Source organism: Pseudomonas sp. 2995-3 (genome assembly GCF_002742565.1).
In the GTDB taxonomy this organism is placed as follows: domain Bacteria; phylum Pseudomonadota; class Gammaproteobacteria; order Pseudomonadales; family Pseudomonadaceae; genus Aquipseudomonas; species Aquipseudomonas edaphica.
In genome coordinates this window covers 25,251-50,754 of the sequence record NZ_LJSB01000245.1, presented here as the reverse complement: position 1 = coordinate 50,754, position 25,504 = coordinate 25,251, and the positions used below count along the sequence as shown (strand labels likewise).

General features: G+C 60.3%; 23 protein-coding genes. 14 read left to right on the top strand and 9 right to left on the bottom strand.

The genetic code is table 11. The annotated features are described in order from the left end of the window. The first annotated feature begins 35 nt into the window (after positions 1 to 35). The 6 genes from AOA62_RS24920 (at position 36) to AOA62_RS24890 (ending at position 6,343) form a co-directional block, all read left to right on the top strand. On the top strand, positions 36 to 680 hold the full coding sequence (locus AOA62_RS24920; RefSeq protein ID WP_099550079.1) for a CGNR zinc finger domain-containing protein: 645 nt from the start codon (positions 36 to 38) through the stop codon (positions 678 to 680). Between the two features lie 90 nt (positions 681 to 770). Continuing rightward, positions 771 to 1,271: a sigma-70 family RNA polymerase sigma factor gene (locus tag AOA62_RS24915; protein ID WP_017135310.1), complete on the top strand. Its 501-nt coding sequence runs from the start codon at positions 771 to 773 to the stop codon at positions 1,269 to 1,271. 32 nt (positions 1,272 to 1,303) lie between these two features. Beyond that, entirely contained in the window at positions 1,304 to 2,254 is a 951-nt protein-coding gene (locus tag AOA62_RS24910) for a FecR family protein (RefSeq protein ID WP_099550078.1), read from the top strand. A 97-nt stretch (positions 2,255 to 2,351) separates the two neighbouring features. Then, entirely contained in the window at positions 2,352 to 4,757 is a 2,406-nt protein-coding gene (locus tag AOA62_RS24905; RefSeq protein WP_099550077.1) for a TonB-dependent receptor, read from the top strand. 814 nt (positions 4,758 to 5,571) lie between these two features. After that, on the top strand, positions 5,572 to 5,793 hold the full coding sequence (locus tag AOA62_RS24895; RefSeq protein ID WP_099550076.1) for a hypothetical protein: 222 nt from the start codon (positions 5,572 to 5,574) through the stop codon (positions 5,791 to 5,793). 13 nt (positions 5,794 to 5,806) lie between these two features. Next, positions 5,807 to 6,343 carry a type III secretion effector protein gene (locus AOA62_RS24890; RefSeq protein WP_178110951.1) on the top strand — a complete coding sequence of 179 codons (537 nt, stop codon included), beginning with the start codon at positions 5,807 to 5,809 and terminating at the stop codon, positions 6,341 to 6,343. Positions 6,344 to 6,368: 25 nt separating this feature from the next. Here the strand turns inward: AOA62_RS24890 and AOA62_RS24885 are convergent, their stop codons facing one another. Next, positions 6,369 to 7,520, bottom strand: a complete 1,152-nt coding sequence (locus AOA62_RS24885) for an MFS transporter (RefSeq protein WP_099550074.1) — start codon at positions 7,518 to 7,520, stop codon at positions 6,369 to 6,371. A 356-nt stretch (positions 7,521 to 7,876) separates the two neighbouring features. Here AOA62_RS24885 and AOA62_RS24880 point away from each other — a divergent pair, with 356 nt between their 5' ends. The 5 genes from AOA62_RS24880 to AOA62_RS24860 all read left to right on the top strand — a co-directional run bounded on the left by AOA62_RS24880 (position 7,877) and on the right by AOA62_RS24860 (position 14,957). After that, positions 7,877 to 8,863, top strand: coding sequence for a diaminopimelate epimerase (locus AOA62_RS24880; protein ID WP_099550073.1), 987 nt, complete (start codon positions 7,877 to 7,879; stop codon positions 8,861 to 8,863). Between the two features lie 302 nt (positions 8,864 to 9,165). Further along, positions 9,166 to 11,184: a type VI secretion system tip protein TssI/VgrG gene (tssI, locus tag AOA62_RS24875; protein ID WP_099550072.1), complete on the top strand. Its 2,019-nt coding sequence runs from the start codon at positions 9,166 to 9,168 to the stop codon at positions 11,182 to 11,184. Continuing rightward, positions 11,184 to 12,008 (top strand): DUF4123 domain-containing protein, encoded by an 825-nt coding sequence (locus AOA62_RS24870; protein WP_099550071.1) that lies wholly within the window; start codon positions 11,184 to 11,186, stop codon positions 12,006 to 12,008. The genes tssI and AOA62_RS24870 overlap by 1 nt, the downstream gene beginning before the upstream one ends. Continuing rightward, complete coding sequence (locus tag AOA62_RS24865) at positions 12,001 to 12,786, top strand: hypothetical protein (protein WP_099550070.1); 786 nt, start codon at positions 12,001 to 12,003, stop codon at positions 12,784 to 12,786. Before AOA62_RS24870 ends, AOA62_RS24865 begins: the two co-directional genes overlap by 8 nt. A 14-nt stretch (positions 12,787 to 12,800) precedes the next feature. Then, the gene (locus tag AOA62_RS24860) at positions 12,801 to 14,957 is read left to right on the top strand and encodes a lipase family protein (protein ID WP_099550069.1); all 2,157 of its coding nucleotides are present in this window, start codon (positions 12,801 to 12,803) and stop codon (positions 14,955 to 14,957) included. A 9-nt stretch (positions 14,958 to 14,966) separates the two neighbouring features. Here AOA62_RS24860 and codA read toward each other — a convergent pair whose 3' ends face one another. The 7 genes from codA to AOA62_RS24820 all read right to left on the bottom strand — a co-directional run bounded on the left by codA (position 14,967) and on the right by AOA62_RS24820 (position 20,753). After that, positions 14,967 to 16,202 (bottom strand): cytosine deaminase, encoded by a 1,236-nt coding sequence (gene codA, locus AOA62_RS24855; RefSeq protein ID WP_017135300.1) that lies wholly within the window; start codon positions 16,200 to 16,202, stop codon positions 14,967 to 14,969. Positions 16,203 to 16,300: 98 nt separating this feature from the next. Further along, positions 16,301 to 17,569: a cytosine permease gene (codB, locus tag AOA62_RS24850; RefSeq protein ID WP_099550068.1), complete on the bottom strand. Its 1,269-nt coding sequence runs from the start codon at positions 17,567 to 17,569 to the stop codon at positions 16,301 to 16,303. Between the two features lie 140 nt (positions 17,570 to 17,709). Next, complete coding sequence (locus AOA62_RS24845; protein ID WP_017135298.1) at positions 17,710 to 18,333, bottom strand: NUDIX hydrolase; 624 nt, start codon at positions 18,331 to 18,333, stop codon at positions 17,710 to 17,712. A 9-nt stretch (positions 18,334 to 18,342) separates the two neighbouring features. Beyond that, the gene (locus tag AOA62_RS24840; protein ID WP_099550067.1) at positions 18,343 to 18,783 is read right to left on the bottom strand and encodes a GNAT family N-acetyltransferase; all 441 of its coding nucleotides are present in this window, start codon (positions 18,781 to 18,783) and stop codon (positions 18,343 to 18,345) included. Between the two features lie 25 nt (positions 18,784 to 18,808). Next, positions 18,809 to 19,006, bottom strand: coding sequence for a helix-turn-helix transcriptional regulator (locus tag AOA62_RS24835; protein WP_017135296.1), 198 nt, complete (start codon positions 19,004 to 19,006; stop codon positions 18,809 to 18,811). 234 nt (positions 19,007 to 19,240) lie between these two features. Next, complete coding sequence (gene queD, locus AOA62_RS24825) at positions 19,241 to 19,597, bottom strand: 6-carboxytetrahydropterin synthase QueD (protein ID WP_003237990.1); 357 nt, start codon at positions 19,595 to 19,597, stop codon at positions 19,241 to 19,243. Between the two features lie 76 nt (positions 19,598 to 19,673). After that, positions 19,674 to 20,753: a patatin-like phospholipase family protein gene (locus tag AOA62_RS24820; RefSeq protein ID WP_099550066.1), complete on the bottom strand. Its 1,080-nt coding sequence runs from the start codon at positions 20,751 to 20,753 to the stop codon at positions 19,674 to 19,676. Positions 20,754 to 20,924: 171 nt separating this feature from the next. Between AOA62_RS24820 and AOA62_RS24815 the strand changes: the two genes are divergently transcribed. Genes AOA62_RS24815 through AOA62_RS24805 form a run of 3 tightly spaced genes read left to right on the top strand, consistent with a single transcriptional unit; the run spans position 20,925 to position 23,226 of the window. Continuing rightward, entirely contained in the window at positions 20,925 to 21,248 is a 324-nt protein-coding gene (locus AOA62_RS24815; protein ID WP_099550065.1) for a PepSY domain-containing protein, read from the top strand. After that, a complete protein-coding gene (locus tag AOA62_RS24810; protein ID WP_017135293.1) occupies positions 21,248 to 21,916 on the top strand; it encodes a response regulator transcription factor in 669 nt (222 codons plus the stop codon). Before AOA62_RS24815 ends, AOA62_RS24810 begins: the two co-directional genes overlap by 1 nt. Continuing rightward, a complete protein-coding gene (locus AOA62_RS24805) occupies positions 21,913 to 23,226 on the top strand; it encodes a sensor histidine kinase (RefSeq protein WP_099550064.1) in 1,314 nt (437 codons plus the stop codon). Before AOA62_RS24810 ends, AOA62_RS24805 begins: the two co-directional genes overlap by 4 nt. Before the next feature lie 109 nt (positions 23,227 to 23,335). Here AOA62_RS24805 and AOA62_RS24800 read toward each other — a convergent pair whose 3' ends face one another. Continuing rightward, complete coding sequence (locus AOA62_RS24800; protein WP_099550063.1) at positions 23,336 to 25,483, bottom strand: methyl-accepting chemotaxis protein; 2,148 nt, start codon at positions 25,481 to 25,483, stop codon at positions 23,336 to 23,338. Between the last annotated feature and the right edge of the window lie 21 nt (positions 25,484 to 25,504).

Genomic DNA, 25,504 nt, shown 5'->3' with positions numbered 1-25,504 from the left:
CCAAGGCAGAGCGTGCAGGTTTTTCGGGAGTTGGAATGACACATTTCACGGGCACTGCAAAATCAATCCGGCTGATCGGCGGCGCCCGGGTATTGGATTTTATCAATACCACTAATGGGCGCAGGCCGTATTCCACACTTAAGGTGACGGAAGAGCGGCTCACCAGTTTTAAGTTCTTCATTGAGTGGGCATTACACGCCTCTTTGCTCTCTGAGCAAGAGTACGATGCATATTCGCCTATAGTGTTTGACTCGCCTATATCCTTCCAGCCAGACCTGGACGCTGTTATTGCATTCAGAGAGCGTCTGTACGGCGTCTTCCACAACCTGTCATTACGCCAGAACGTCACCGATGAGGCATTACAGCAGATCAATCTGCACTACCAACAAGGCGCGGTGTGGCGAGTATTGCGCTCCATTGACGGGATGCCCGCATGGGGTTGGCGCACCTGCAGCTCTGCGCAAGAGTTGACGTCGATGCTGATAGCGCGCCTGGCCACAGACGCGACGCAACTGCTGGTATCGAGCCAGCTTCACGCGTTGAGGAGCTGCAGTTGTACCGATTGCGATTGGATATTTCTCGACCTCTCCAAAAGTAAACAACGCAAATGGTGCCAGATGAGTGTGTGTGGCAGTCGAGAGAAGCTGAGCCGACTCAAACAGGTGGCCGGTCATCTTTAGTTGCAACGCAGTAAGGCGAGCGATGGGAAGCAATTGCTCCGCTTAATAGGAAGCATTACTATTCACGCCCCGCCTCCCAGTGCTCACGCGATGATTCCTCAGCCGCCCCGCAGAACAGGCTTTTTCGAGCATTACGAAGAGTTGATCGGTACCTGGACACGCCGCCTGAGAAACCGTCAGCAGGCTGAAGACCTGGCTCACGACACCTTCGTGCGCGTGCTTGAGTCGCGTTCGAGCGACGTTGAGCAACCGCGCGCCTATCTGCATCAAACGGCGCGCAACATTGCGGTGGACGCTTACCGTCGCGAAGACCGGCGTGAGGCGCTGGCATTGGACGCCTTTGATCAGCGTTCGCCCCACAACGGTGACCCGGAGCATGTCATGCACGCGATCCAATTGGCGGACTCCATCGAGCGGGCCTTGGCCGAACTGCCACTCAACTGTCGCAAGATATTTATCTGGCAGAAAATCGAGGGCCTCACCCAGCAAGAAATCGCCGTACGCCTGGGCCTGTCTAAAAACATGGTGGAAAAGTATATGATCCGCACCTTGCGGCATCTGCGCGACCGTCTGGACGCGATGGCCCCATGAACTCTGCCCGTTTTGAAACAGGATCTTCCACGATGGATAGCCGTGCTCGCGACGAAGCCGCGCAATGGTTTGTACGCCTGCAAAACGCCGAGTTGAACCCCGAAGTACAACAGAGTTTTGATGCGTGGTGTGCCGAGCAGCCTGAGCATCAATACGAATTTGAAGTGCTGCAAGGCCTGTGGAACGCCGCCGACCTTGTGCCCACGGCGCGTTTGCAAGCGCTGTGCGAGGCCTCGGTCGAACGCCCCAAACGTCGCGCTATTGTGCGTTACGCCGTGGCTGCCAGTGTGGTGGCCATCGCCTTGGGGCTTGGCCTGTTCAGCGGGCTTGATCATCCCAAACCCTACAGTGCCGAGTTCAGCACGCGCTTGGGCGAGCATCGCCAAGTGGCATTGCCCGACGGTTCGGTGATGGACCTGAATAGCCGCAGCGTGGTGGCGGTGCACTATGAAAAGGGGCGGCGCGGCGTAGAAATCAAACAGGGCGAAGCCATGTTCAGCGTCGAGCACGACACCCGCCGCCCATTTGTGGTGGCCGCCGGAGCAGGGCAGGTGACGGTCACCGGCACGCGTTTTGATGTTCGCCGTGATGACGACCAGACCCGCGTGGTGGTCGAGGCCGGCACGGTCAAGGTGCAGGGGCGTGCGTCGGATCAGATCGTGATGCTCACGGCAGGGCTGGGCACGCATGTCGATTCTACCGGGCAAGTCGTTACGGCGTATGCCGTGAATGCTGATGAGCTGACAGCCTGGCGCACGGGCAAGTTGGTGTTCAACAACGCCACCCTCGGCGAAGTCGCGCGGGAAGTATCGCGCTATCGCGAGCAGCCGTTGCGGGTCAACACGGCGGCGGTGAGCAACCTGCGGCTGACCAGCGTGTTCAAATCCAGCGACACCGACGCCTTGCTCAAAGCGCTGCCACATATCCTGCCAGTGGCCGTACGAGCCTTGCCGGACGGCAGTCAGGAAATTATTTCACGCTGATATTCAGGTTTTTTTCGAGTTCTTCGTCTTCTTCTGCAACTGCAACTGGTTTGCATTAACAGCCGCACACTCTTGCGATCACAGGACTAGGTTCGACGTGAAAAAACTTGTCGTGAACAACAATAAAGTCTCCCGTTGGGCGCCCCTGGCGCTGGCGCTTGCGGTCAGTTCCGCCCTGCCTGCGGCCTCTGCGGCCGACGGCATCCATATTCGCTCGCAGCCGCTGGGCGCTGCGCTGAGTCAACTGGGCCAGCAGACTTCCCTGCAAGTGTTCTTCAGCCCTGACATGGTCGCGGGCAAGCATGCGCCTGCAGTGGACGGCAACCTGTCTCCCGAGCAGGCTCTGCGCCAATTGCTCCAGGGCAGCGGCCTGGATTACCAGATCGATGCCGGTTCCGTGACCCTTCGTCCACTGCGCAGCGGCACGGGGGAAGCCGGCTCGCCGGTGGAGTTGGGCGTCACTGACATCAAAGTGGTCGGCGACTGGCTGGGCGATGCCAATGCCGAAGTGGTGCAGAACCATCCGGGCGCACGTACTGTGATCCGCCGTGAAGCCATGGTGGAGCAGGGGGCGATGAATGTCAGTGACGTGCTGCGCCGCGTCCCTGGCGTGCAGGTGCAAGAGGCTAACGGCACGGGTGGCAGCGATATTTCCCTCAACGTCGGCGTGCGTGGCCTGACCTCGCGCCTGTCGCCGCGCTCCACCGTATTGATCGACGGTGTGCCGGCGGCGTTCGCTCCGTATGGTCAGCCGCAACTGTCGATGGCGCCGATTTCTGCCGGTAACCTGGACAGTATCGACGTGGTGCGCGGCGCAGGTTCTGTCCGTTATGGGCCGCAGAACGTCGGCGGCGTGATCAACTTCGTGACCCGCGCGATTCCTGAGCAAGCCTCGGGCGAAGTCGGCACTACCCTGGAAACCTCTGCCCACGGCGGCTGGAAACACGTCGACAATGCTTTTGTCGGCGGTACTGCCGATAACGGCATGGGCGTGGCGTTGCTGTATACCGGGGTAAATGGCAACGGCTACCGCAACAGCAACAACTCCAACGACATCGACGACGTGATCCTCAAGACCCACTGGGCGCCGACCGATCAAGACGATTTCTCGCTGAACCTTCACTATTACAATGCCAACGCCGATATGCCCGGCGGCCTGACCCAGAAGCAATTTGACGCCAACCCGTATCAGTCGATGCGCGATTGGGACAATTTCAGCGGCCGTCGCAAGGATGTGTCCTTCAAGTACCTCCGCCAGATCGACGACCGTACCCAGGCCGAAGTGCTGACCTATTACATCGACAGCTTCCGTGGCAGCAACATTGCCAACCGCGACCTCAAGACCATCAGTTCCTACCCGCGCAGCTACTACACCTTCGGCATCGAGCCGCGGATCTCCCATGTGTTCGACGTGGGCCCGAGCACCCAGGAAGTCAGCGTCGGTTATCGCTACCTCAAAGAAGGCATGCATGAACAGGCCAGCAGCCTCAATCTGGTCAACAACGTGCCGACGCCGGGCGGGCAAAATGACGGGCATGTTTACCAGGATCGCACTGGTGGCACCGTCGCCAACGCGTTCTACATCGACAACAAAATCGATATCGGCAAGTGGACCGTCACGCCGGGCATTCGCTTTGAACACATTGAAACCAACTGGCATGACCGCCCGGTGGTTGCCTTGAACGGTGTGCGCACCGTGGAAAAGAATCGCAAAATCAATAGTAACGAGCCGTTGCCGGCGTTGAGCGTGATGTACCACATTTCCGATGCCTGGAAAGTCTTCGCCAACTACGAAACCTCATTCGGCAGCCTGCAGTACGCGCAGATCGGGCAGGGCGGTCGCGTCAACCAGGCGGCCGACGGCCTGAACCCGGAAAAAGCCAAGACCTACGAGATCGGCACACGCTACAACGACAGTGTCTGGGGCGGCGAAGTGACGCTGTTCTACATCGACTTCTCGGATGAGCTGCAATATGTGAGCAACGACGTGGGTTGGACCAACCTCGGCGCCACCAGGCACCAGGGTATCGAAACCTCGGCCCACTACGACCTGTCGAACCTGGACCCACGCCTCGATGGCCTGACTGCCAACGCGGGCTTCACCTACACCAAGGCGACTGCCGAGGGTGATGTGCCGTTCAAGGGCCGCGACCTGCCGCTCTACTCCCGTGAAGTGCTGACGGCGGGCCTGCGCTACGACATCAATCACTGGACCCATAACCTGGACGTCTATGCCCAATCCGGTCAGCGTGCGCCGGGTACTGGCACCACCTACATCACCCAGGGCACCGCCGATGGGCAGTACGGCGATATCCCCGGCTATGTCTCGGTCAACGTGCGCAGCGGGTATGACTTCGGCGCGCAACTGTCGAACCTGAAACTGGGTGTGGGCGTGAAGAACGTCTTTGACCAACAGCACTACACGCGATCCAGTGACAACAACGCCGGGTTGTACCTCGGTCAGCCGCGTACGTTCTTCGTGCAGGCGAGCGTCGGCTTCTGACCGACCGTTTGTAAGAAAAATCGCAGCTCAAGGGCTGCGATTTTTTTTGACTTGTTTTTCAAGGTGCTCACCAAGCTGCCCGGACCCGGGCAGGAACTGTTTCCGCGCGTTTGCCACACAGGTTGTAACCAGCGACGTTGATCGTACTGGTCGTTTTCAGACGCTGAACCAGGGGCCAGACATGACTTCACCTTCGTTTCAATCCGGCCAGACCGATGGCCGGTGCACCTTTGATGGCTGGCATGAAGTTGCTTGCTCGACATCGTCAAGTAAGGAAGACACCTGCGCAGCCTTGTCGACGGTATACGCCACCGAAACGCTGCGAATGAAAGCATTTGTGGGTCAAAAAAAATTCCAGGCGCCCGTCGCAGATGATTTTGCCCGCGGGCTGCATGCGTCAGGGCCTGCCGACAACGCTAACGCTCACTGCTTGAGGCGCCCCATTTTTCGCTGGGCTGCGCTGATCAATGGCCTCTGCTCCCGGTGGCGTGGGCAAACACCTGGGTGATCCAGTGTTACATGCTGTTATTGGGATGCTCCTGCCGGCCGGAACTATCGCGTGGCGCTAACCACATATCGGTTGCTTGCTGCCCAGAGGGCGAATCGATGATTCGGGCCACTCTGGTACTGACTTTCAGGCAAGCATGGATCTGCAAAAGGCGAGAGATGAAGCATGAAGATTGAGGGTGCAATACTGCGCGCGCAGCCAATCGGCCTGGGCGGGCCAGAGGTAGGTCGGGTTTCATCGTCCCGCGTTTTTCATTCGCCCGGCGATGAGTCATTCGCAACGCGGGAGTTGCCGTCGCAGCGACCCATGTTGTGGCGTGGAGGCTTGTCTTCGCTGCGCCAGCAGGCGCTGCAAAATGCACCCACGGCTCGCGCCAACACCACACCGCCAGGTCCGAGTTCCACAGATAGCCAATTGGCGGGCGAGCTGGAGAAACACTTTGGCGAGCTGCACGGTTTTTTAAAAGAAGGCCGCTTGACGCAGGCGTCGTTGCGCCAGATCGCAGCTCAAACCTTGAGTGGAGAGTAAGGTGCGCGACCGTATGATCCTGCTGGTCAGGGAAATTCTCAACCGCCCGCTGCTGAACGACGCGATCATCGACGGCGCGGGATACATCACCCGCGACAGCCTGAGCGCAGCCGCCGCAGCGTTGCTGGGTAACAGCTCCCCTGGCGCCTTCAGCCAGGACCCTTTTCATGATCAGGGCAACGCCGAGGTCGTAATGGCTTTGCAAGGCTATTTCAAACAGTTGCGGGACATACCCAAAGACCGCACGGTATTTTTTGAAGCGCTTGAATACGTGGAAATAACCCAGCTCAAAATCGTGATGAGTGATCCTGACGACCTCGATTCGCAGGGCCGGCCCCTGTTGGAGCCCGCTACTGGGCTACCGAGGAAAAAGTACAGTGAACACTGCGTCTACACCGCCAAAAATATCATTGAGCGCCCAGGCCTGCTGCGTTCGCTGGAGCGTGCCAACAACATGCGTTTGCTGGGGCGTCCCAGGCATGAGGGTTGGCTTTGTAACAAAAGCCTGGAACGCTGGCTGGAACAATACGAAGCGCACAAAGCCAGATAGCCCATGGCCTTGTGCGGTGAGCTTGTTACACCTTGAGAATTTTACCGCTGATGGCCACCCCGGCCAGCAGCAGCGCAATCAGCACAAAGGCCGTGCTCAGGCTACTGCCGTGGGCGATAAACCCGATAACTGCAGGCCCGGCGAGAATACCGGCATACCCCAGCGTGGTGATGGCCGGCACGGCGATATGTTCCGGCATGACCGTTTGTTTACCGACGGCGGTGTACAGCACCGGTACGATATTCGAGCAGCCGGCGCCCACCAAGGCATACCCCAACAGCGCCGTTTCCCAGGCCGGCAATAATGTCGCGAGCAACATGCCGGCAGTCGCCAGCGCGCCGCCAATGACGATCACGCGGGTGGCGCCCAGGCGGCGGACAATCGAATCACCGGTCAGGCGCCCTGCGGTCATGGTCAAGGCAAACGCCGCGTACCCCAAGCCTGCGTAAGCTTCATCCAGACCGCGTTCTGCATTGAGAAACACCGCGCTCCAATCCAGCACGGCGCCTTCGGCCAGGAACACGATGAAACACAGGCAGCCGATAAACAACACCACACCGTGCGGCACGGCAAACGCCGGGCCTGAGCTTTCGCTGCCGTAGGGCAGTAGATGAGGCCCGGCCTTGAACAATGCAAGCGCCATGATGACGATCACCACCAGGGTCGCCTGCAACGGCGACAAGCCCAGCCCCAGCAGCCCGGCAACCCCTGCTGCGCCGACGATGCCGCCAAGGCTGAACAACCCGTGGAAGCCCGACATCATGGTTTTGCCGCTGGCACGCTCAACGATGACCGCCTGCAGGTTGACCGTCGAATCCACAGTGCCCAGGCCCCCACCGAACAGGAACAGCCCGGCGATCAGCAAGGGGATTGAACTGACCGTGGCGAGCATCGGCAGTGCCAGGCAGATCATGATTGTGCCGGCGGTCAGCACCCGGCGGCAGCCGAAGCGTGAAGCCAGGGCGCCAGCCATCGGCATGGCGATGATCGATCCGACGCCCAGGCACAACAGCAACAGGCCCAGCGTGCCTTCATTGAGGTTTGCCCGTGCCTTGGCGTAGGGCACCAGCGGCGCCCAAGCCGCGATACCGAAGCCGGCGATGAAAAAGGCAATGCGGGTCGACATTTGTTCCAGCCGTCCGGGAACCTCGGGCGCTGGGGTGGGGATGGCAGTCATGAAAAATCCTTGGTTTTGCGTTCAACGAACGATGTCCGGCGCGACATCCTTGCACATCATGCCCTGTCGAGCGAGCCGGGTTCCCTTGAAGAGAGGGGCTGACACGCAGGTGCAGGTTTATTGTTACAGCAGCGGAACGTCATGGACGGTGGCGACCACACAGAGGCTATCGGATTGTTGGGCGGTGGTCTGGAAGGTGCGTAATCTGCGTGAAAACGGATGAACCCCAGGTTTTTGCGTTGGATTACCACCTTCCAGTCCACTTCCCACTGCGCCGGTTTTCTGTAATACGCTGCTACCAAGTGTGTAGGCAATCGGAGAAATTTTCCGGTGAATTTTCTTGGGAAGGTGTCTCGATGACTCTGTTCTATGACGCGCGGGGCAATATTTACGGTGTGGCCAGCCCCGACTACCTACGCAGCAGGGGCATTGCCGTGCCTGAATGTGCCGACCGCGCTGCCAGCACTCGAAAAGAGTGGGCAGCATTGGCTATCGCGTCGGAGTGTGAATGGGGCACGTTACCGCGTGCGGCCACTCCCAAGGCACACCGCTGCGATGGTTTGCTGGTCGGGCCGTTCCAGTCTGCGCCGCCGTTTGACGTATTGATCGTCAATACTGATGGCACGCTCGCCGAACGCAGTGGTAACGGGTTGACGATTTTTTCCCAGGCGCTGACGGATCAAGGTTTGATGACGCAAGGGTGTGAGTTGCAGGTGCATCACGACAAGCAGGATTCAGTCTCTGTGCTGGTGACCTATTCACAACCGGCGATCTTTGAACAGGTTGCAGGCTTCTGGCTGGCCTTGGGCCGGCCGAGTTTCGGGCCAGCAGCGGTGGCCGCTACCGGTACTGGCGCAGCAACATTGGGGCAATGTGAGTTCAGCCATGTGGCTGCACTGGCGGCGATTGACCCGCAATGGGCCGTCAGCCAGTTCGTTCGTGTGGGCAATCCTCATTGTGTGACGCTCGTCGAGCACGCACAGGCCTTGCCGGACAATCAGTCGATGCACCAGCCCGCACTGTTTGAGTCGTTACGGGCCATTGCCTTTGCACCGCCAGGTGGGCGCGGCCAACCTTGTTTGGCGGGGATCAATCTGCAATGGGCCGCACATGCTTCGGGCAATCGGGTCATCGCGCGGGTGTTTGAGCGAGGAGAAGGACCCACCGCGTCCTCGGGTACCAGCGCGAGCGCAGTTGCCTGCGCGGCATGGCGCGCGGGTTGGGTTGACGCCGGCGAGGTGGCTGTGGTCATGCCAGGTGGCACAGTGCCGGTGCGTTTACAGTGCCAGGCCGAAACGCTGCTGAGCGTCAGTCTGTTCGGGACTGCATGCGTGCAAGCCTGAAGGCGCAGAAGTGGCTGATATCTTGAATGCGTGTCAGCCGTTTCTTTATCGGTTAGTTGTGTGGTTAAAGTTGGCGTAAGAAGTTTCTTGTTGTTGAGTGCTACTAAATTCTGCGAATTTATTATTTTGTAAAAGACACGTCCTACCACGTTGTGCGAAACGTCTTTTTTATTTTTAAAGGGTCAAATTCCGCCTGAAATCGCTAAGATTTATTGGGTTCAGGCGCTTTTTCCCGGCAGTTCAATCAATGCCCGATGGGGGGAGGCCTTTCAGTCAAATAATTGATGATGGGTAACTTAGGGATGGTTGAAACATCTGCCGCGCCACGTTTCAAGTTGATACTTCCAGAAATAAACAATGACTTTCAGGTACTCGCTTTCAAAGGCCGAGAAGGCCTTGATCAGCCTTACTTCATTACCGTGCACTTGGTCAGCGAAAATCCCTCTCTGGATCTGGAGGCGCTGCTTCACCAGCCGGCTTATCTGGACTTTGGCGAATCCGCTGCGGGGCTGCATGGGCGCATCTACGCTATCGGCCGTGAGGGGCCCGGCGTTCGGCTCACTCGCTATCGTCTCACCCTGGCACCACGCCTGGCGTGTCTTGCCCATCGACACAACCAGCGGATCTTCCAGCAACGCAGTGTGCCGCAGATTATTGCGGCGGTCCTTGAGCACCACGGCATTCTGGCGGACGCCTATGCCTTCGAACTGGGCCCTGTGGCTTACCCATCCCGTCCGTTCTGCGTTCAGTACGCGGAAACCGACCTGCACTTTATCCAGCGGTTGTGCGAGGAGGAGGGTATTCACTACCACTTTCGCCATGGCCCGAATAATCACGTGCTGGTGTTCGGTGATGACCAGACGGTGTTTCGGCGTCTGGCTGCACAGCGATTTTGCGCGACGCACGAGCTGGCAGCCAAAACGAGAGCTATCCGGCAGTTCGACGTGCGCCTGGAGACCCGTACCCAGCTGACGGTGCGCCGTGATCATGACTTCGAGCATCCGTCGCTGCGCCTGGAAGACAAGGCCGGGCCTGCATTGACGCAGCGCCTTGAGGATTACCATTACCCTGGTGGTTTCAGCGACCATGCGCGAGGTCGGCAATTGGCGCAAAGGGGCTTGGAGCGGCATCTGCGTGACCGCCATCGTGCCGTGGGCAAAAGTGATCAACCGGCGCTGGGCAGCGGCCATTTTCTTGAGCTGTGTGACCACCCTGATCCCACCTGCAACGATTTGTGGTTGCTCACGTCGGTGCATCACGAAGGCTATCAACCGCAGGTGCTGGAGGAAGCAGCGCCCGTAGCGGGCACATTCCACGGCTACCGAAACCGGTTTACCGCAACACCCTGGCGCGCCGTGCATCGGCCCCCCATCAGACACCCGAAACCTACCCTCAACGGCAGCCAAACCGCCATCGTGACGGGGCCAGCAGACGAGGAGGTGCACTGCGACGCCTACGGTCGAGTAAAGGTACGTTTTCATTGGGACCGCCTGGACCCCACCGATGACAACAGCAGTTGTTGGGTACGGGTAGCATCCGGTTGGGCGGGCGATGGCTTCGGCGCCATGCTGATTCCGCGGGTGGGCATGGAGGTGCTGGTGACCTTTCTGGAAGGCGACCCGGACCAGCCGTTGATCAACGGCTGCCTGCCCAATGCGCTGCACAGGCCGGCTTACCCTTTGCCACAACACAAGACACGCAGCGTGTTGCGCAGCCGCAGTGTTCCGGGGGGCACGGGGGCCAACGAACTGCACCTTGAGGATCGCCACGGCGAGGAACTCATCTTCCTGCGCGCCCAACGGGACCTGGAACAGCAGGTCGGCCATGACAGTCGTCTTGAGGTGGCGGGAGAGCGGCGTGAAATCATCCGCGGGTTAAGCACGGTTCATTTGGAAAGTGGCGAGCAGCGACACATCACCGGAGACCGCACTGCCATGCTTGGCACGAACGATCGGCAGGATGTGCAGGGAGACAGCCAGACGCATATCGGTCAGTCCATGGTTATCCAGGCCGGGCAGCAGATCGTCCTCAAGGCCGGCGCCAGCCTGATCATCGATGCGGGCGCACAATTGAGCCTCAAGGCTGGAGGCGAGCACCTGATTATCCAGGCGGGCGGCATTTTCAGCAGCCGGCCTGTCACCGTTGGCGGCTTGCCGCCCCTCACTCGGTCCGCGAACCCATTATCGGCCATGGATGCGCCGAACCTCTCGACGGCCCAAGGCACCCTTCTGGACGAGGCCCGGCAGTTGGGCGCGGACTTCTGCCCGGTGTGCGAGGCGTGTCGTGAAGGTCAGTGCACACTCATGCGGAGGGCTGCCTGATGCCAAGTGAGCCAGGCCAGTGGATGGCCGAACAGCATCAGGCGGGGCGCCGACTGTGCTTGATCCTTGATGGTCACCACGGCGCACGTCAACAGCTGTTGGCGGTGCGTAACCTGTCGCAGTATTGCAGCCTGTACGCTGAGACCGCCTTGGTCGAGTTGGCAGCGGCAGGCCCGTTGATTCTGTTGGTGGAGCAGGCGGACGAGCCTGCGCTGGTTGATCTGCTGCAACACCCCGAGACGAACTGGGGCTGGCTGGGCAGCCTGCCCGGTGATGATCTGGCTGGCGTGGTTCGGCATTGGCGCGAACGTCTGCTGGTAGGGCGCCAGGGAAGCCAGGCCGTGTATCGCTTTCACGATAACCGTACCTTGGCACGTGCTTTGACCCATTTACAGGGCGAGCACTGGCCAGTGTTTCTCGGCCCACTGATGAGTGTGTGCTATTGGCACCAAGGCTGTTGGTGTCGGGGTGAAAACCCAATGCCGGGGGAGTATCCCGTGCCTGTGGCTGTGCCCTGGCTGAACACGCCCAACCCTCAGGCCGAAGTGATTCTGCACGCCAATATCCTGCGTTATCTGCTGACTGAACACAGCGAAAAACTCGCCGGCTTGGTCGAGTTTCAGAACCCCAGAATCTGGCTGGCGCAGGTTCTGGAGCAGGCCCGTGCCTGGCAATGGCGAGGCTCCCAGCAGCTCGAGTTTCTGGTGGTGCGTCGGTTGGAGGAGGCGACGCAAGGCAGCACGATTCGGTGGCAGCCGATAGAGGGCGAGGCGCCGTCGGAACATTTTGAGCGGGTGTTACGGGAGTGGCAAAAGCATGAATAGTTGGACGCGCAGCGTTTTGATAACGCTCGGTGCAGGATGGCTCTCGGGTTGTGCGCTGGCACCGCCGGCTAAGCGTTTTACCCTGGAGGTGGATTTACCCGCACAGTTTCGATTCATCGGTGCCGCTAACTACCGTCCCGCCAGATATGAACTCTGCACCTTGCCGCAGCGTCGAGGCAAAAGGCCGGAACGCAAGATCTTTATTGCCGATTACAAACCCGTGGCCGAACGAGTGAGCTATGAGTTCCCGCTGACTGAAACCATTGAGGGGTGCCCTACGGTGTTGCGTAGCGTGGAGTTCACTCTTTATGCGAAGTGGGGTGAACTCGACACTGATGTCGGTGGCAGTTTCGCGGCAATTTCTTTCGCAGATCCTATCGAGTCTGAACGCGTAGCAGCGATGCCCGAGTCGGGTGTGCAGGAGTTTTTTGGACAATGCATGTGGTTTTTTCGGACGGCCGGCCCCGAGCATGCGATCAGAAAATTGTTGGAATGTAACGCGTTGGACACGAAGGGGAAAAGGCAAGAAACGCGCCCGGGTGGCGTGGCGCAGAGAGAGCTGCTCCCAGGGAAAAAAGTAAGGCTGACGTTGAGCGTTACAGACGAGGAGGCCCCCGCTTTTCAGGACACCTGGCTAGCTGTACCGGGGGGGTGGAAACGGTGCCGGGGTAAAAGCTTTGAAGATCTGTCCGGATACTGTGGCAGTAACACCACGGACTTTAAACCTATAACGATGCCGGATGGACGTGTTTGCGATGTTTACCCAACGTGCAATTAACAAGGAGATGATTCATGAGCCAGGCAGCATGGAAGCAACCTTTTTTCAGCAGCAAGATGCCTGCTTGCCCGTTGAAAGGGCATTGGGCAAGCGTTTGCCTGGTGGATGAAACGGGCAGCGGGAAGGCTTACGGTGGGCTGGTCTACACAATCCAGGACACTACAGGGCGCCGGTACAACGGAAGGTTGAATGGAGAGGGATACGCCAAGGTGGAAGGGTTTTATTGCGGCCCTGTCATTCTTTCTTTGGATGCGCAGTATTCAGGCGACGAAGAGCCATATTCCAAATTGATAAAGCGCAAGACTTACCCGTTACCTATCACCGAACTTCAAGCCCGCGCCGAACACACCCGATTTTCAGCGGCTGATGGCCAACGTATCGAGGGTAACCCTGCACAACGCCAGGCAGACCGGTTTTATCAGGTTGAGGTGCGCGACCTGGTTCGACATATTGCCCACCTGCCGCCGTTTGCCTCCGCAACCTATCACCCTCCAAGGCATGCATTGAAAATGATGGCTGAGCTGGGGTTTGGTCCGCCGCAGCCCGCATTGTCAGGCGTCGTGCTGTTCCCCAACCTGCACACGGTGTTGGAGGTACGGCCTTTGCGGGCCCTGCGCCCGATGTTGTCGACCGATGATCAGTTTTGTGCGTTGAACCTGTATCAATTGGCGTTGATGTCCACATTGAGTTACTGCGATTTTGGCCAGCAACCTCCAAAACCTCCGGTGGAACACGTCAGTTTTCCCCTGGATCCCAGCGCAGGCAATCTGTTCGCGGAAAAACTCTCGGGGTTTCAAGAAGCCTGGAAGGTCGATCGTGATCAGGCTCAGCGCTTCTACCCGCTGTATGAAGAGGTTCCATACTCCCAGCGGTTTGAGATTTTGCCCTTCGATCCTGAGTTGTATCCACAGAATCGTCCGCAGCTTGGTGAGAAACAGGAGCATCCCGCCAGCCTGCACTTTTTTGATGATGAAGCGTTTGGTACGGATACCCAGGCCTTTATCAGTCATCACAACGAAGTAATTCTGATCGCTGTTCGAGGCACCGCCAGTGGTGCCGATGCACTACGCGACGCGAATGCCCACCAAGTGCCATTTACCGAAGGTGTTGGCAAAGCCCATGAGGGCTTTTATCAGGCATATCGAGCGATGCGCGATTTTGTTCTGTACTACCTTGATCAATTCCACAGCGGCCAGCGCATTGTGATTTGTGGCCACAGCCTTGGCGGCGCCATCGCGTTGCTCTTGGCAGAGGGGTTACGCCGAGTTACACGCGTGAAGTACAACATCCTCCTCTACACCTACGGCGCTCCCCGCGCCGCAGACTCCGAGTTTACCGACGGCGCCTCAGCCCTTATCCATCACCGCATCGTCAACCACAACGACCCGGTTCCCAGTGTCCCTGCCACGTGGATGAACACCACCGCCAAACTCTGGGTGCCGGGCGCCGTCACGCTTTTTGCCGCGCCCGGTGCGGGTGGCCTGCTGTTCGCCGCTGGCCTTGTGCGCGTCGGCGGCAATCCTTACCAGCATCACGGCGAACAACAGCACTTCATGCCCATCAAGCTGCCGGACGGCACGCACTCCTCAGTGTTATGGACGCCCGGTTGTGAGTCCATCCTTGAGGCGGGATGCAACCGTATGCTGCAACTGCATGGCGATATGCCCGAGCGTGCCAACCTGTTGAAACAACTGTTCCAGGCCAGCCAGCATTTCATGACCGCCAGCTACATTCCAGCCGCGTGGGCCACTCTGCGCCGCTGGCAGCAAACCGTGGAGTGCCAGGGGCCTTTGATCACCGCCAGAGAGTTCGAGTTGATAGACCTGGCGCTCGACACCATGACCCAACAACTGCGCGACAAGAACCGCGAGCTCGAGCGTCGTCGCCCACCGAACCAACGCGATTATGGGCATGCGCATAACCAGGCACTGAACGCTGAAGTCGACCGCTTGCGCAGCAGTCGGCGCCGATTGGAGTCGTTACGCTGGCGCCGTCTGGACGTGCGTGACGTGTATGGCAGCCACGCTCATTCCACCGGCTTGCAGCCCAGCGTGAAACGCTGGTTGCGCCACCGCGAAAACCGCAAGTTGGCGCAAATCGCCAGTATTCCTGCGCCACTTCAGGACGGCGCCGGCCGGGTGCAGCCACTGGATATTGATTCAATCGTCTGACCCCGGGGCTTACAAAAACTCCACCTGTGCCGGTCTGCGTTGCATCAGCACCTTGCCATTGCGGATCGAATACAACGGCAGGCCTTGGCTGCGGATCACCTCGTAGTCACTGTCTGCCGAAAGCACCAGCAGGTTGGCCGGGCGACCGGCTTCCAGGCCGTAACGGTCACCCAGGGCCATGGCCTTGGCGCTGTTGTCGGTGACCAGGTCCAGGGCGCTTTGCAGGTTGCGGTAGCCCAGCATATGGCAGATGTGCAGACCGGCTTCCAGCACGCGCAGGATGTTGCCGTTGCCCAGCGGGTACCATGGGTCGACGATGGAGTCCTGGCCGAAGCAGACGTTCATGCCGGCCTCGAGCAGTTCATTGACGCGGGTGACGCCTCGGCGTTTCGGGAAACTGTCGAAGCGGCCCTGCAGGTGAATGCTTTCGGTAGGGCATGAAACGAAGCTGATGCCCGAGTGGCCCAGCAGGCGAAACAGTTTGGCGCAGTAGGCGTTGTCGTAGGAACCCATCGCCGTGGTGTGGCTGGCGGTGACGCGCTCGCCCATGCCGCGGCTGCGGGCTTCTTCGGCGAGTACTTCGAGAAAGCGCGAGTGTGGGTCATCGGTTTCGTCGCAGTGCACGTCCACCAGGCAGCCGGTGCGTTCGGCCAGGTCCATCAGGAACTTCACCGAGCTAACCCCTTGGTCGCGGGTGTATTCAAAGTGCGGGATGCCTCCGACCACATCAGCGCCCAGCCGAATGGCTTCCTGCATCAGTTCGCGGCCGTTGCGGTAAGACTCGATGCCTTCCTGCGGGAAAGCGACGATTTGCAGGTCGATCAGGTGCGTGCTTTCTTCACGCACCTCCAACATGGCTTTGAGCGCGGTGAGGTCAGGGTCGGTGACATCAACGTGGGTGCGCACATGCTGGATGCCATGGGCGGCCAGGGCCTGGATGGTTTTCTTGGCGCGGGCCTTGGTGTCTTCCTGGGTGATGGTGGCTTTGCGTTCGCCCCAGCACTCAATGCCCTCGAACAGGGTACCGCTCATGTTCCAGCGTGGCTCGCCAGCGGTCAGCGTCGCATCCAGGTGGATATGGGGTTCCACGAACGGAGGTATGACCAGGTTGCCAGCGGCGTCAAGATCGTCAGCTGTTAATGTCGGCGCCACGGTTTGTGCAGTAATGCGGGCGATCCGGCCGTGTTCCAGGTGCAGATCATGCAGGCCTTCACGGTTGCGCAGGCGGGCATTGATGATATGCATGGGCAAGTTCCTCTTGGCTTTGGATAATCAGGCAGTCAGCCGCCAGGTCATCAGGGTTATCAGCCACAAGGTTACCATCCTCATGGCAACAGTCGGGTTCATGCCTGTACGTCAGCCAAAGGTGCGCGCACGCGCAGGGCCGCGGTGAGTGCGATGTAGGCCAGGGACGCGGCCACAATCCCCACCAACGGCGCCACCCACGGTGAGTGAAACGCCAGCACGGTGCCCACGGCATACGCCGCCAGCCCTGGCCAATTGAACGCCGGCAGGCGTACATCGGCCAGACGCGGGTACTGGCCGCGATAGCGGTAGAAGAAGTCCGCCATGATGACCCCGCCAATCGGCGGGATCACGGTGCCCAACAGAATCAGATAAGGCACCAGCAAGTCGTACATGCCAAGCAGTGCCAGCAGGGTGCCGATCACCGCGCCGGCCAGGGTTACGGTTTTGCGCCGCCGGGTACGCAGCAGATTGCAGCCGGCCACGGCGAAGTTGTAGATGGTGTTGTCCTGCGTGCTCCAGATGTTGAGCAGCAACATGACCATCGCCGCCATGGCGAAACCTTGCAGCAACAGTACTTCGACCACATCGGGTTGCTGATAGACGATGGCGCCATAGGCACCGATCAACACCATCAAGCCATTGCCGATAAAAAAGCCGATCAGGCTGGCCAGCACCGCGACCTTGGCCGAACGAGAAAAACGCGTCCAGTTGGTCGCCTGGGTGGCGCCGCTGACAAAAGTGCCGAATACCAGCGTGATGGCGGTGGACAAGTCCAGCTCCGCCGTCGGCACCACTGCCAGCAAGCCTTCCAGGCCGCCGACTTTGACGGTGGCGACCCACATCGACAGCAACAGCAGGATGCCCATGGCCGGCACCGCGATATAGGACAGAATCTCCAGCCCGCGATAGCCGATATACGCGGTGGCGCAGAACAGCAGGCCAAACAGCACCATCAGTGCCAGCACCGTGCCTTGGTTCAATTCGAAATATTTGCCCAGCACCACGGCTGCGGTGGCGGTGCCCCAGGCGTACCAGCCGATCTGGGTGAAGCCGAGGATCAAGTCGCTGAGTTTGCTGCCCACCTCGCCAAAGCAGAAGCGCCCCATCAGGACCGAATTCAAGCCGCTCTTGAAGGCGATGTAGCCCAGGCCTGCGGCGTAAATACCCAGCAACAGGTTACCCAGGGCCACGACGCCGAGCATGTCGGTAAAACTGAACGCCACGCCCAGCTTGCCGCCGGCGAACATGGTCGCGGTGAAGAAGGTGAAGCCCAGCAACACCATGGCGGTGGACGCAAGGCCCTTGCGCGCATGCATCGGCACTTCGCTGAGGGGGTAATCGTTACCCGGTTCTTGCTGCGTCATGGCCTTGCTCCCTGGATGACTGACGCAGCGCTGTTGCACTGCGCGTGCCAAACCGGCAGCGCGGCGTATTTGTCGCCAGGCAGCTGTGTCGAGCGCGCCCAAGCAGGCACGAAAGCAGTGCAGCGGTGAGACAAAATGGATCAGTCGAACAGCGTCTGGGTGGTCTCGCCACGATGAAACGCAAACGCCGCTTCAAGGTCGCTTTCGATGGTGCGCCCACGGGACAGGGGCGGCAGGTCGTCGAGGGTAAAAAAGCCCACTTCAGTGGTTTCAAAACCCGCCATCGGCGCCCGTTGGTCGACCCGCTCGCACAGGAAATACAGCTTGTAGAAGTCCCGCACATCCGGGCGATACAAGCCCTTGGCCTTGTGCGTGACGCTGTACAGCGCGCGTGCCGTGACGCTCAGCCCGGCTTCCTCACGGATCTCCTTGACGATGTTTTCCGCCGCCGACAGGCCGATATCTGCGTACCCACCGGGCAGGGCCCAGCAGCCGTCGGTCAATTCGCGCACCAGCAGTATCCGGTCGCCCTCGATCACCGCGCCGCGTACGTCAATCATCGGGGTTGAATAACGCTTGGCAAAATCCGGCACCAGCCCGGTGATGCGCGCAAGCGGCACATCCGCCAGTTGCGCGAGCATGCTGTGGGCAATCTCGGCAATTTCCTCAAGGCGCTCACGCTCAAAGTCGTCAGTGCAAAAATGCAGCCCCGTGGACGCCAGTGCCTGCAAGCGTTTGGCCTGGGCCAGCCAGAGGTTTTCCATGGGGTGCTCCTATAGATGTTTGATCATAAATACGCGGCGCAGGCCGTGTTCCTCGGCGCGATGGGTTTGCACATAGCCACGGCGACTGTACAGCGCGAGGTTCTCGGTCATCACCTCATTGGTGTACAGGCGGATGGCACTGTAGCCGGCATCAAGTGCCTGCTGTTCGGCAAAATCCATCAGTTGTCGGCCGAAACCAAGGCCCTGGGCTTGTGGGGTGACGGCGAGGTTCTCCAACAGCAACGCCGTGTCGGTGTGCCTCAGGATAACAAAGCCTTGAACCTGCCCGGCGTGGTCCAGCACATGCACGCCCCCGTCTTCGACCAACTGCGGGTAGTCCTCCAGCATTGGCCCGGGCTTGCGGCCGATGCGCTCAATGTAGGGCGCATAGGCAGCCTGGACGATGGCCTCGATAGCGGCACTATCATTGGTAGTGGCGGGGCGTATCAATTCAGCGTGCTCCTGTCATAAAGGCTCAGTCCACTGGCGCTTCGAAGATCGCTTCGATGGGCCGTTCGAACACCTTGGCGATCTTGAACGCCAGCGGCAAGCTCGGGTCGTAGCGGCCGGTCTCGATGGCGTTGATGGTCTGGCGCGACACGCCCAGGCGCTGCGCCAGATCGGCCTGGGACCAACCCAGTTCTGCGCGTAACTGGCGCAACTGATTATTCATTGATAGCGCCTTGTGCCAATGATTGTGGCCACACACCAGACGCCGCTCATGATCGGCCAGACCATGAAGGCCGACAGGCGCGGCAGGCCCGCGGTTTCCAGGAAACCGTCGCTGAAGTTTAAGCAAAGGATGCTTTACGTTGGGTGTGCAGGTTTTTCATGTCAAGCACGCTTTACAACTGCAGTGGCCAGGCATAAAAAAACCACCCGCAGGTGGTTTTAAACACTCAAGCGCTTACTCGCCGCGATAGATGCAACCGCTGGTGCAGGTCTCGTGGATGCGAATCGCGCTGAGTTCCGGCAACAGGGGCTTGAGTTCGGTCCAGATCCACTTGGCCAGCACTTCGCTGGTCGGATTCTCCAGGCCTGGGATGTCATTGAGGTAGTTATGGTCGAGGCGCTCGTAGAGCGGCTTGAAAATCGCCTTGATTTCCGAGAAATCGCGGATCCAGCCGGTATGGGGATCCAGGTCGCCGCTCAGGTGGATCGCCACCTTGAACGAATGCCCGTGCAGGCGCCCGCATTTGTGGCCTTCCGGTACATGGGGCAGGCGGTGGGCGGACTCGAAGGTAAACTCTTTGAAGATTTCCACAGTATTTTCAGCTCGGTCAGGTATCTGGCAGGCGGCGAGTTTAACAGTTTGATCCTCTGCCGCGCATACCGCTGGGTTACAGCGCTTGCAGCCGCTCGCCCAGCCCACCATTGTCCGCCAGTTGCAGGAACTCATCCCCCAGCCGTTGGCTTTCGCTCATCGCGGTTTGCCAGTATTTGTTGCGGCTAGAGTCATCGCCCATAAAGCGCTTGAAGTCGCTGCGGTCCGGCAATTTCCCATGGGGCAGACGGGCCAGGTAGTCTTTGGAGGGCGCCAGTAGCAGCACATCCTGCAAGCCTTGTGGATTACTGCGTCGCCACGGCAGGCCCTTGTCGAACCAGCCGGGGATCACCCGGTCGGTGAAATGCGGGTACAGCACAATGTCGTCGCCGTGATAGGGCAGGTCGAGGTGATAGTCCAGCAGGCCACCGTCGCGGTAAGTGCCCGTGCCTGCGCCGGGCAGGTCGCGCACGCCTTGCATCACCATGGGGATGGAACCGGAGGCCAGCAGCGCCTGGCGCAGGTTGCCCAGCTGCAGGTCGAGGAAGCGCGAGGGAAAGTCCGTCAGCGCATGCACCGGTGGCGCCTGGCGCGGGTCGTGGATGATCAACCGCTCAAAATGCCGCGACAGCCGCGCACGGCCACGCAGGTTGTCGGCAATCACCGACGACAGGCCCAGCCCCAGTCGCCCACGGTGGTCATCGGCGAGCAGGCCGTGGCTCTTGACCACCATGATATTCAGGCGGTAGTCGGGGTTGTCCAGCACCCGCGCATCGCGGCCGGCCAACAGGTCGTCGAGCATGCGCTGGCAGCTGTGGCTGACTTCGGCCATGGTCACGCCCTTGGCAAAGCGTTGTTCGTTGTACAAGCGGCCGAGGTCCAGCAAGCCTTGCACCGGGTCGGGCAGGCACGCACTGGCAAACCGCCAGGAGCCGATGGACGCGCCGATCAGTGCACGCTCACGCGGCGCGCGTGGCAGCCAATCGCCGAACAGCGCCAGGTCCAGGCCTTGAATGCCCAACGCCTTGGGGCCACCGGCCGCACCGGGTAGGATACCGACATCCGCCGGCGCAAGGCCTTGCTCGCGAATGCGTGTGAAAGCGCGTTTGCCGGCCTTGAGGGTCAGCGCGGGAAACTTGATGTGGATGGCAGTCATACAGGTCTCGGTTGCAGCGAACAGGCAATATAAGAGAATTCCTGCAGCGATGGGTAAGGTTGCCGATTGAAAATTGCCATGGTGGCAATTCAGTTTCAGTTAAGTTGTCACGGGTACCGTGGTGGCCCATGTCCCGCATCGGGCCGCCCTCAAGGAACATCAGGATACGTAATGAAGGTAAATCTACGCGCGGGCAGTCAGGTGGCGCTGGTATTGCTACTGAGCAGCGCCAGCCTGTCGGCCCATGACCTTGGTCAGGATGAAGCCCTGCGATTGCGTCAGGAGGGCGTCATCGCGCCGCTGGAACAGTTGCTGGGGCCGGCGCTGGAGCGCTACCCGGGTGCCAAGCTGCTGGACGCCGAGCTTGAGGAGCACAAGGATCGCTCGGTGCGCTATATCTACGAAATCGAACTGTTGACCGCCGAAGGCGTGGTGCGTGAAATCGAGCTCGACGCCAGTACCGGTAAGCTGCTCAAAGATAAGGAAGACGACTGATGCGCCTGCTCCTGGTAGAAGACAACGTACCGCTGGCTGATGAACTGTTGGCCGGTCTGCAGCGCCAGGGCTACGCGGTCGACTGGCTGGCCGATGGGCGCGACGCCGCGTATCAAGGCCGCAGCGAACCCTATGACCTGATCATCCTCGACCTCGGCTTGCCGGGCCTGCCGGGCCTGGAGGTGCTCGCGCAATGGCGCGCCGCGGCCTTGGCCACGCCCGTGCTGGTGCTGACCGCGCGCGATTCCTGGGCCGAACGTATCGAAGGGCTCAAGGCCGGCGCCGACGATTACCTGAGCAAACCCTTTCACCCCGAAGAACTCTACCTGCGCATCCAGGCATTGTTGCGCCGTTCCCACGGCCAGGCCAACCAGCCGACGCTGCAAGCCGCCGGCCTGCACCTGGATGAAGGGCGCCAGTGTGTGCTGCGCGATGGCGACGAGATCCAGCTGACCGCCGCCGAATTCCGCCTGCTGCGCTACTTCATGCTGCACCCGGAGCAGATTCTGTCGAAAAGCCATCTGGCCGAACATTTGTATGACGGCGAAACCGAGCGCGACTCCAATGTGCTGGAAGTGCACGTCAACCACCTGCGCCGCAAATTGGGGCGCAGTGTGATTGAAACCCGGCGTGGCCAGGGTTACCGGTTTGGCGCCGCCCCGGCATGAGGTCGATTCAACGGCGTTTGAGCCTGGGTCTGATCAGCGTCATGGTGGTGGTGGGCGTGGTGCTGGCGCAAACCAGTTTGTGGTTGTTCGAGGCCGGTTTGCAGCGCTACCTGGAAGCCGGGCTGCGCAACGACAGCGAGAACCTGCTGGCAGCACTGGTGCGTGGGCCGGAGGGTGTTCATTTGGATGAGCAGCGTCTGTCACCGGCCTATCAGCGACCGTTTTCCGGGCATTATTTCCGCATCGATTTTGCCGACGTTCAATGGCGCTCCCGCTCGTTGTGGGACCAGGAACTGCCGCGCCTGACCGAGCCGGGGCTCAAGGGCAACCTGCAACTGGGGCCGGAACGCCAGCAACTGCTGGTGTTGCGTTCGGACTACAAGCGTTTCGGCCAGTCAATTTCCATCAGCGTGGCCCAGGACTACACGCCCGTGCGCGAAAGTTTTCGCCTGATGCGCCAGATCGGCCTGATCATCGGCTTGGCGGCGCTGTTACTGGTGCTGATCCTGCAACGGGTCACCGTGCGCCGCGCCTTGCGCCCGCTGGAGACGGCACGCAACCAGATTGCCCAACTGCAACAGGGCCGGCGCTCGCAACTTGATACCCAAGTGCCGCTGGAACTGGAGCCGTTGGTGGCGCAGATCAACCATCTGCTGGCCCATACCGAAGACAGCCTCAAGCGCTCACGCAATGCTTTGGGCAACCTCGGCCATGCGCTGAAAACCCCATTGGCGGTGCTACTGAGTGCAGCCTCCAGTGAAGCGCTCAAGGACCACCCCGAAATCGGCAAGCTGCTGCGCGAGCAGCTTGACCAGGTGCAACAACGTCTCAACCGCGAACTTAACCGCGCCCGCCTGGCCGGTGAAACCCTGCCCGGCGCGCTGTTTGACTGTGAAAAAGAACTGCCCGGCCTGCTGGCCACCTTGAGCATGATCCACGGTGAACACCTGGACTTGAGCTACCACGTCGACCCCGGCCTGCAATTGCCCTGGGACCGCGAAGATCTGCTGGAACTGCTCGGCAACCTGCTGGATAACGCCTGCAAATGGGCGGATGCCGACGTGCGCTTGACGGTCAGCGAAACCCCGCGCAGCTTTCTGCTGGCAGTCGAAGACGACGGCCCCGGCATCCCGCCGGCTCAGCGTGAGCAAGTGCTCAGCCGGGGCGCGCGTCTGGATGAGCAGATTGACGGCCATGGCCTGGGGCTGGGGATCGTGCGGGATATTGTCGAGGTGTGGGGTGGTACGTTGCGGTTGCAGGACAGCGAGCTGGGCGGGCTCAAGGTGCTGATCGAATTACCCAAACGTTGAGATCGTTCCCACGCTCTGCGTGGTAACGCCGCCTTGGACGCTCGGCGTCCCGCTGTCGACGGGCGACGCGGAGCGTCACAGGAGGCGCGCCCACGCGTGGGAACGATCATTACACCCGAAACTGATCCATCAACCCCTGCTGCTGATTCGCCAGGCTGTTCAACGCCTGGCTCACCCGCGCCGATTCATTCGCCTGCTCCGACAGCGATTCAGTCACATCCCGTATCGTCGCCACATTGCTGTTGATCTCTTCGGCCACGGCGCTTTGCTGTTCGGCGGCGCTGGCGATTTGCAGGTTCATGTCGCTGATCACCGTGACCGCCTCACCAATCTGACGCAGGGCGGTGACCGCCTGGCCGACCTGTTCGACACTGCCTTGGGCCTGCCGATAGCTATTGCCCATGGAGCCAACCACGTCGGTGGTGCCGCTTTGCAGGTGCTCAATCACCAGGCGGGTTTCTTCTACCGACTCCTGGGTGCGCTGCGCCAGGTTGCGTACTTCGTCGGCGACCACCGCAAAACCACGCCCAGCCTCACCGGCGCGGGCGGCTTCGATGGCGGCGTTGAGTGCCAGCAGGTTGGTTTGCTCGGCGATGCCGCGAATCACTTCCAGCACCGAACCGATCTTCTCGCTATTGGCCGCCAAGCCTTCGACCTGGGCCATGGCGGTGCTCATATCCGCCGCCAGGTTGCCGATATTGGTGGTGGTGCGGTCGATCACACTCAAGCCGTCGCGTGTGGCCTGGTCGGCATCGCGTGCGGCGTGTGCCGCCTGGGCAGCACTGCGGGCGACGTCCTGGGCGGTGGCGCTCATTTCGTGGGAGGCGGTGGCCACTTGGTCGACCTGACGGTATTGCTGCTCCATGCCGGCGCTTGTTTGCGTGGCGATTTCGGCGGACTGGTCGGCAGTGCCACGGGCGTCCTGCACGGAGCGTTTCACTTGGGCAATGATCGGTTGCAGCTTGTCGAGAAAGCGGTTGAACCAGCCGGCCAGTTGGCCCAGTTCATCCTGTTTGTCGTAGGCCAGGCGGCGGGTGAGGTCGCCTTCGCCGCTGGCGATGTCTTCGAGCATGCGTGCCACGCCGAGGATCGGCCGGGTCACGCTGCGGGCCATCAGCCACACAAGCACTAAGCCAACCACGGCCGCCAGCAGGCCCAGGCTCAATTCCAGCAGCGTGCCACGGGCGTTGTCCGCGTCCAACTGCGCCTTGAGTGTTTCGGCGGGGCCGACCAGGACTTTTTCCGGCACATCCAGCAACACGCCCCACGGCTTGCCGCCGGGAATCGGCGCGAAGGGCGCCAGCACCTTGAGTTGGTGATCGGTACGCAGGCTGCTGGTCTGAGGGTTACTGGCCAGTACGCTGATCAGTTGCGCGCCGCTGGCGCTGTCGACCTGATCCAGACGCTGGCTGAGTTTGCCGGCGTCCGGGCTGTAGCCGGCGAGCAAACCGGTGGGGCTGAGGATGCTGACCTGGGTCTGGCCGTCATACAGCTTCTGGCTGGCCTGTTGGCTCACGGCCTGCAGGCTGTTGAGGTTGATGTCCACCGACAGCGAGGCAATAACTTTGCCGTTGACCATCAACGGGAAGACGATGCTGGTCATCAGCACGTTTTGCCCGTCGATCACATAAAAGTACGGTTCGATCACGCAGGGTTTCAGCGTAGTGCGTGGGCAGGTGAACCAGGCGTTAGCCTTTTCGCCGCTGGGGCCGACGCTGATGTCGGCCATGTCGCTTTCGGGTAGTGACATGGAGGTGAGTTTGCCGGGTGTGGGCTGCGACCAGTAGAGGGCGAAGCGGCCTTTGTCGTTGCTGCCCAGTTCTGCCTGATTGGCGAACAACTCGTCCTTGCCGTCCAGCGCATTGGCCTCAAACACCAACGACAGGCCGAGCAGATCGGGGTTGGCTTGCAGGGCGGCCTTGACTTGGCGGGTCAGGTCTTCGCGGGGATCGAAGGCGTCGAGGAAACGTTTTTCCGCCTGCTCACGCAAAAACAACACTTGGCGCGAAAAACCATGGCCGTACTGATAGGCGTCCATGAATTGCTGGCGAATGCCCAGCGCCTGCACTTCACCTTGGGCCTCGATGCGCGCCTGGGCGGACGCGTCGAGCATCTGCATGCTGGACGCTTTGACCTGCTGTGAACTCTGCTCCATGCGAAAAAGCGACAGACCCACCAGCAGGGTCACGATCCCCAGCAGGCACAGGCCCGCGAGCAGGGTGATTTTCCATTGAATGGAGAGCTGTCTAAGCGACATCGAGGAGCATCCTTAACCTGA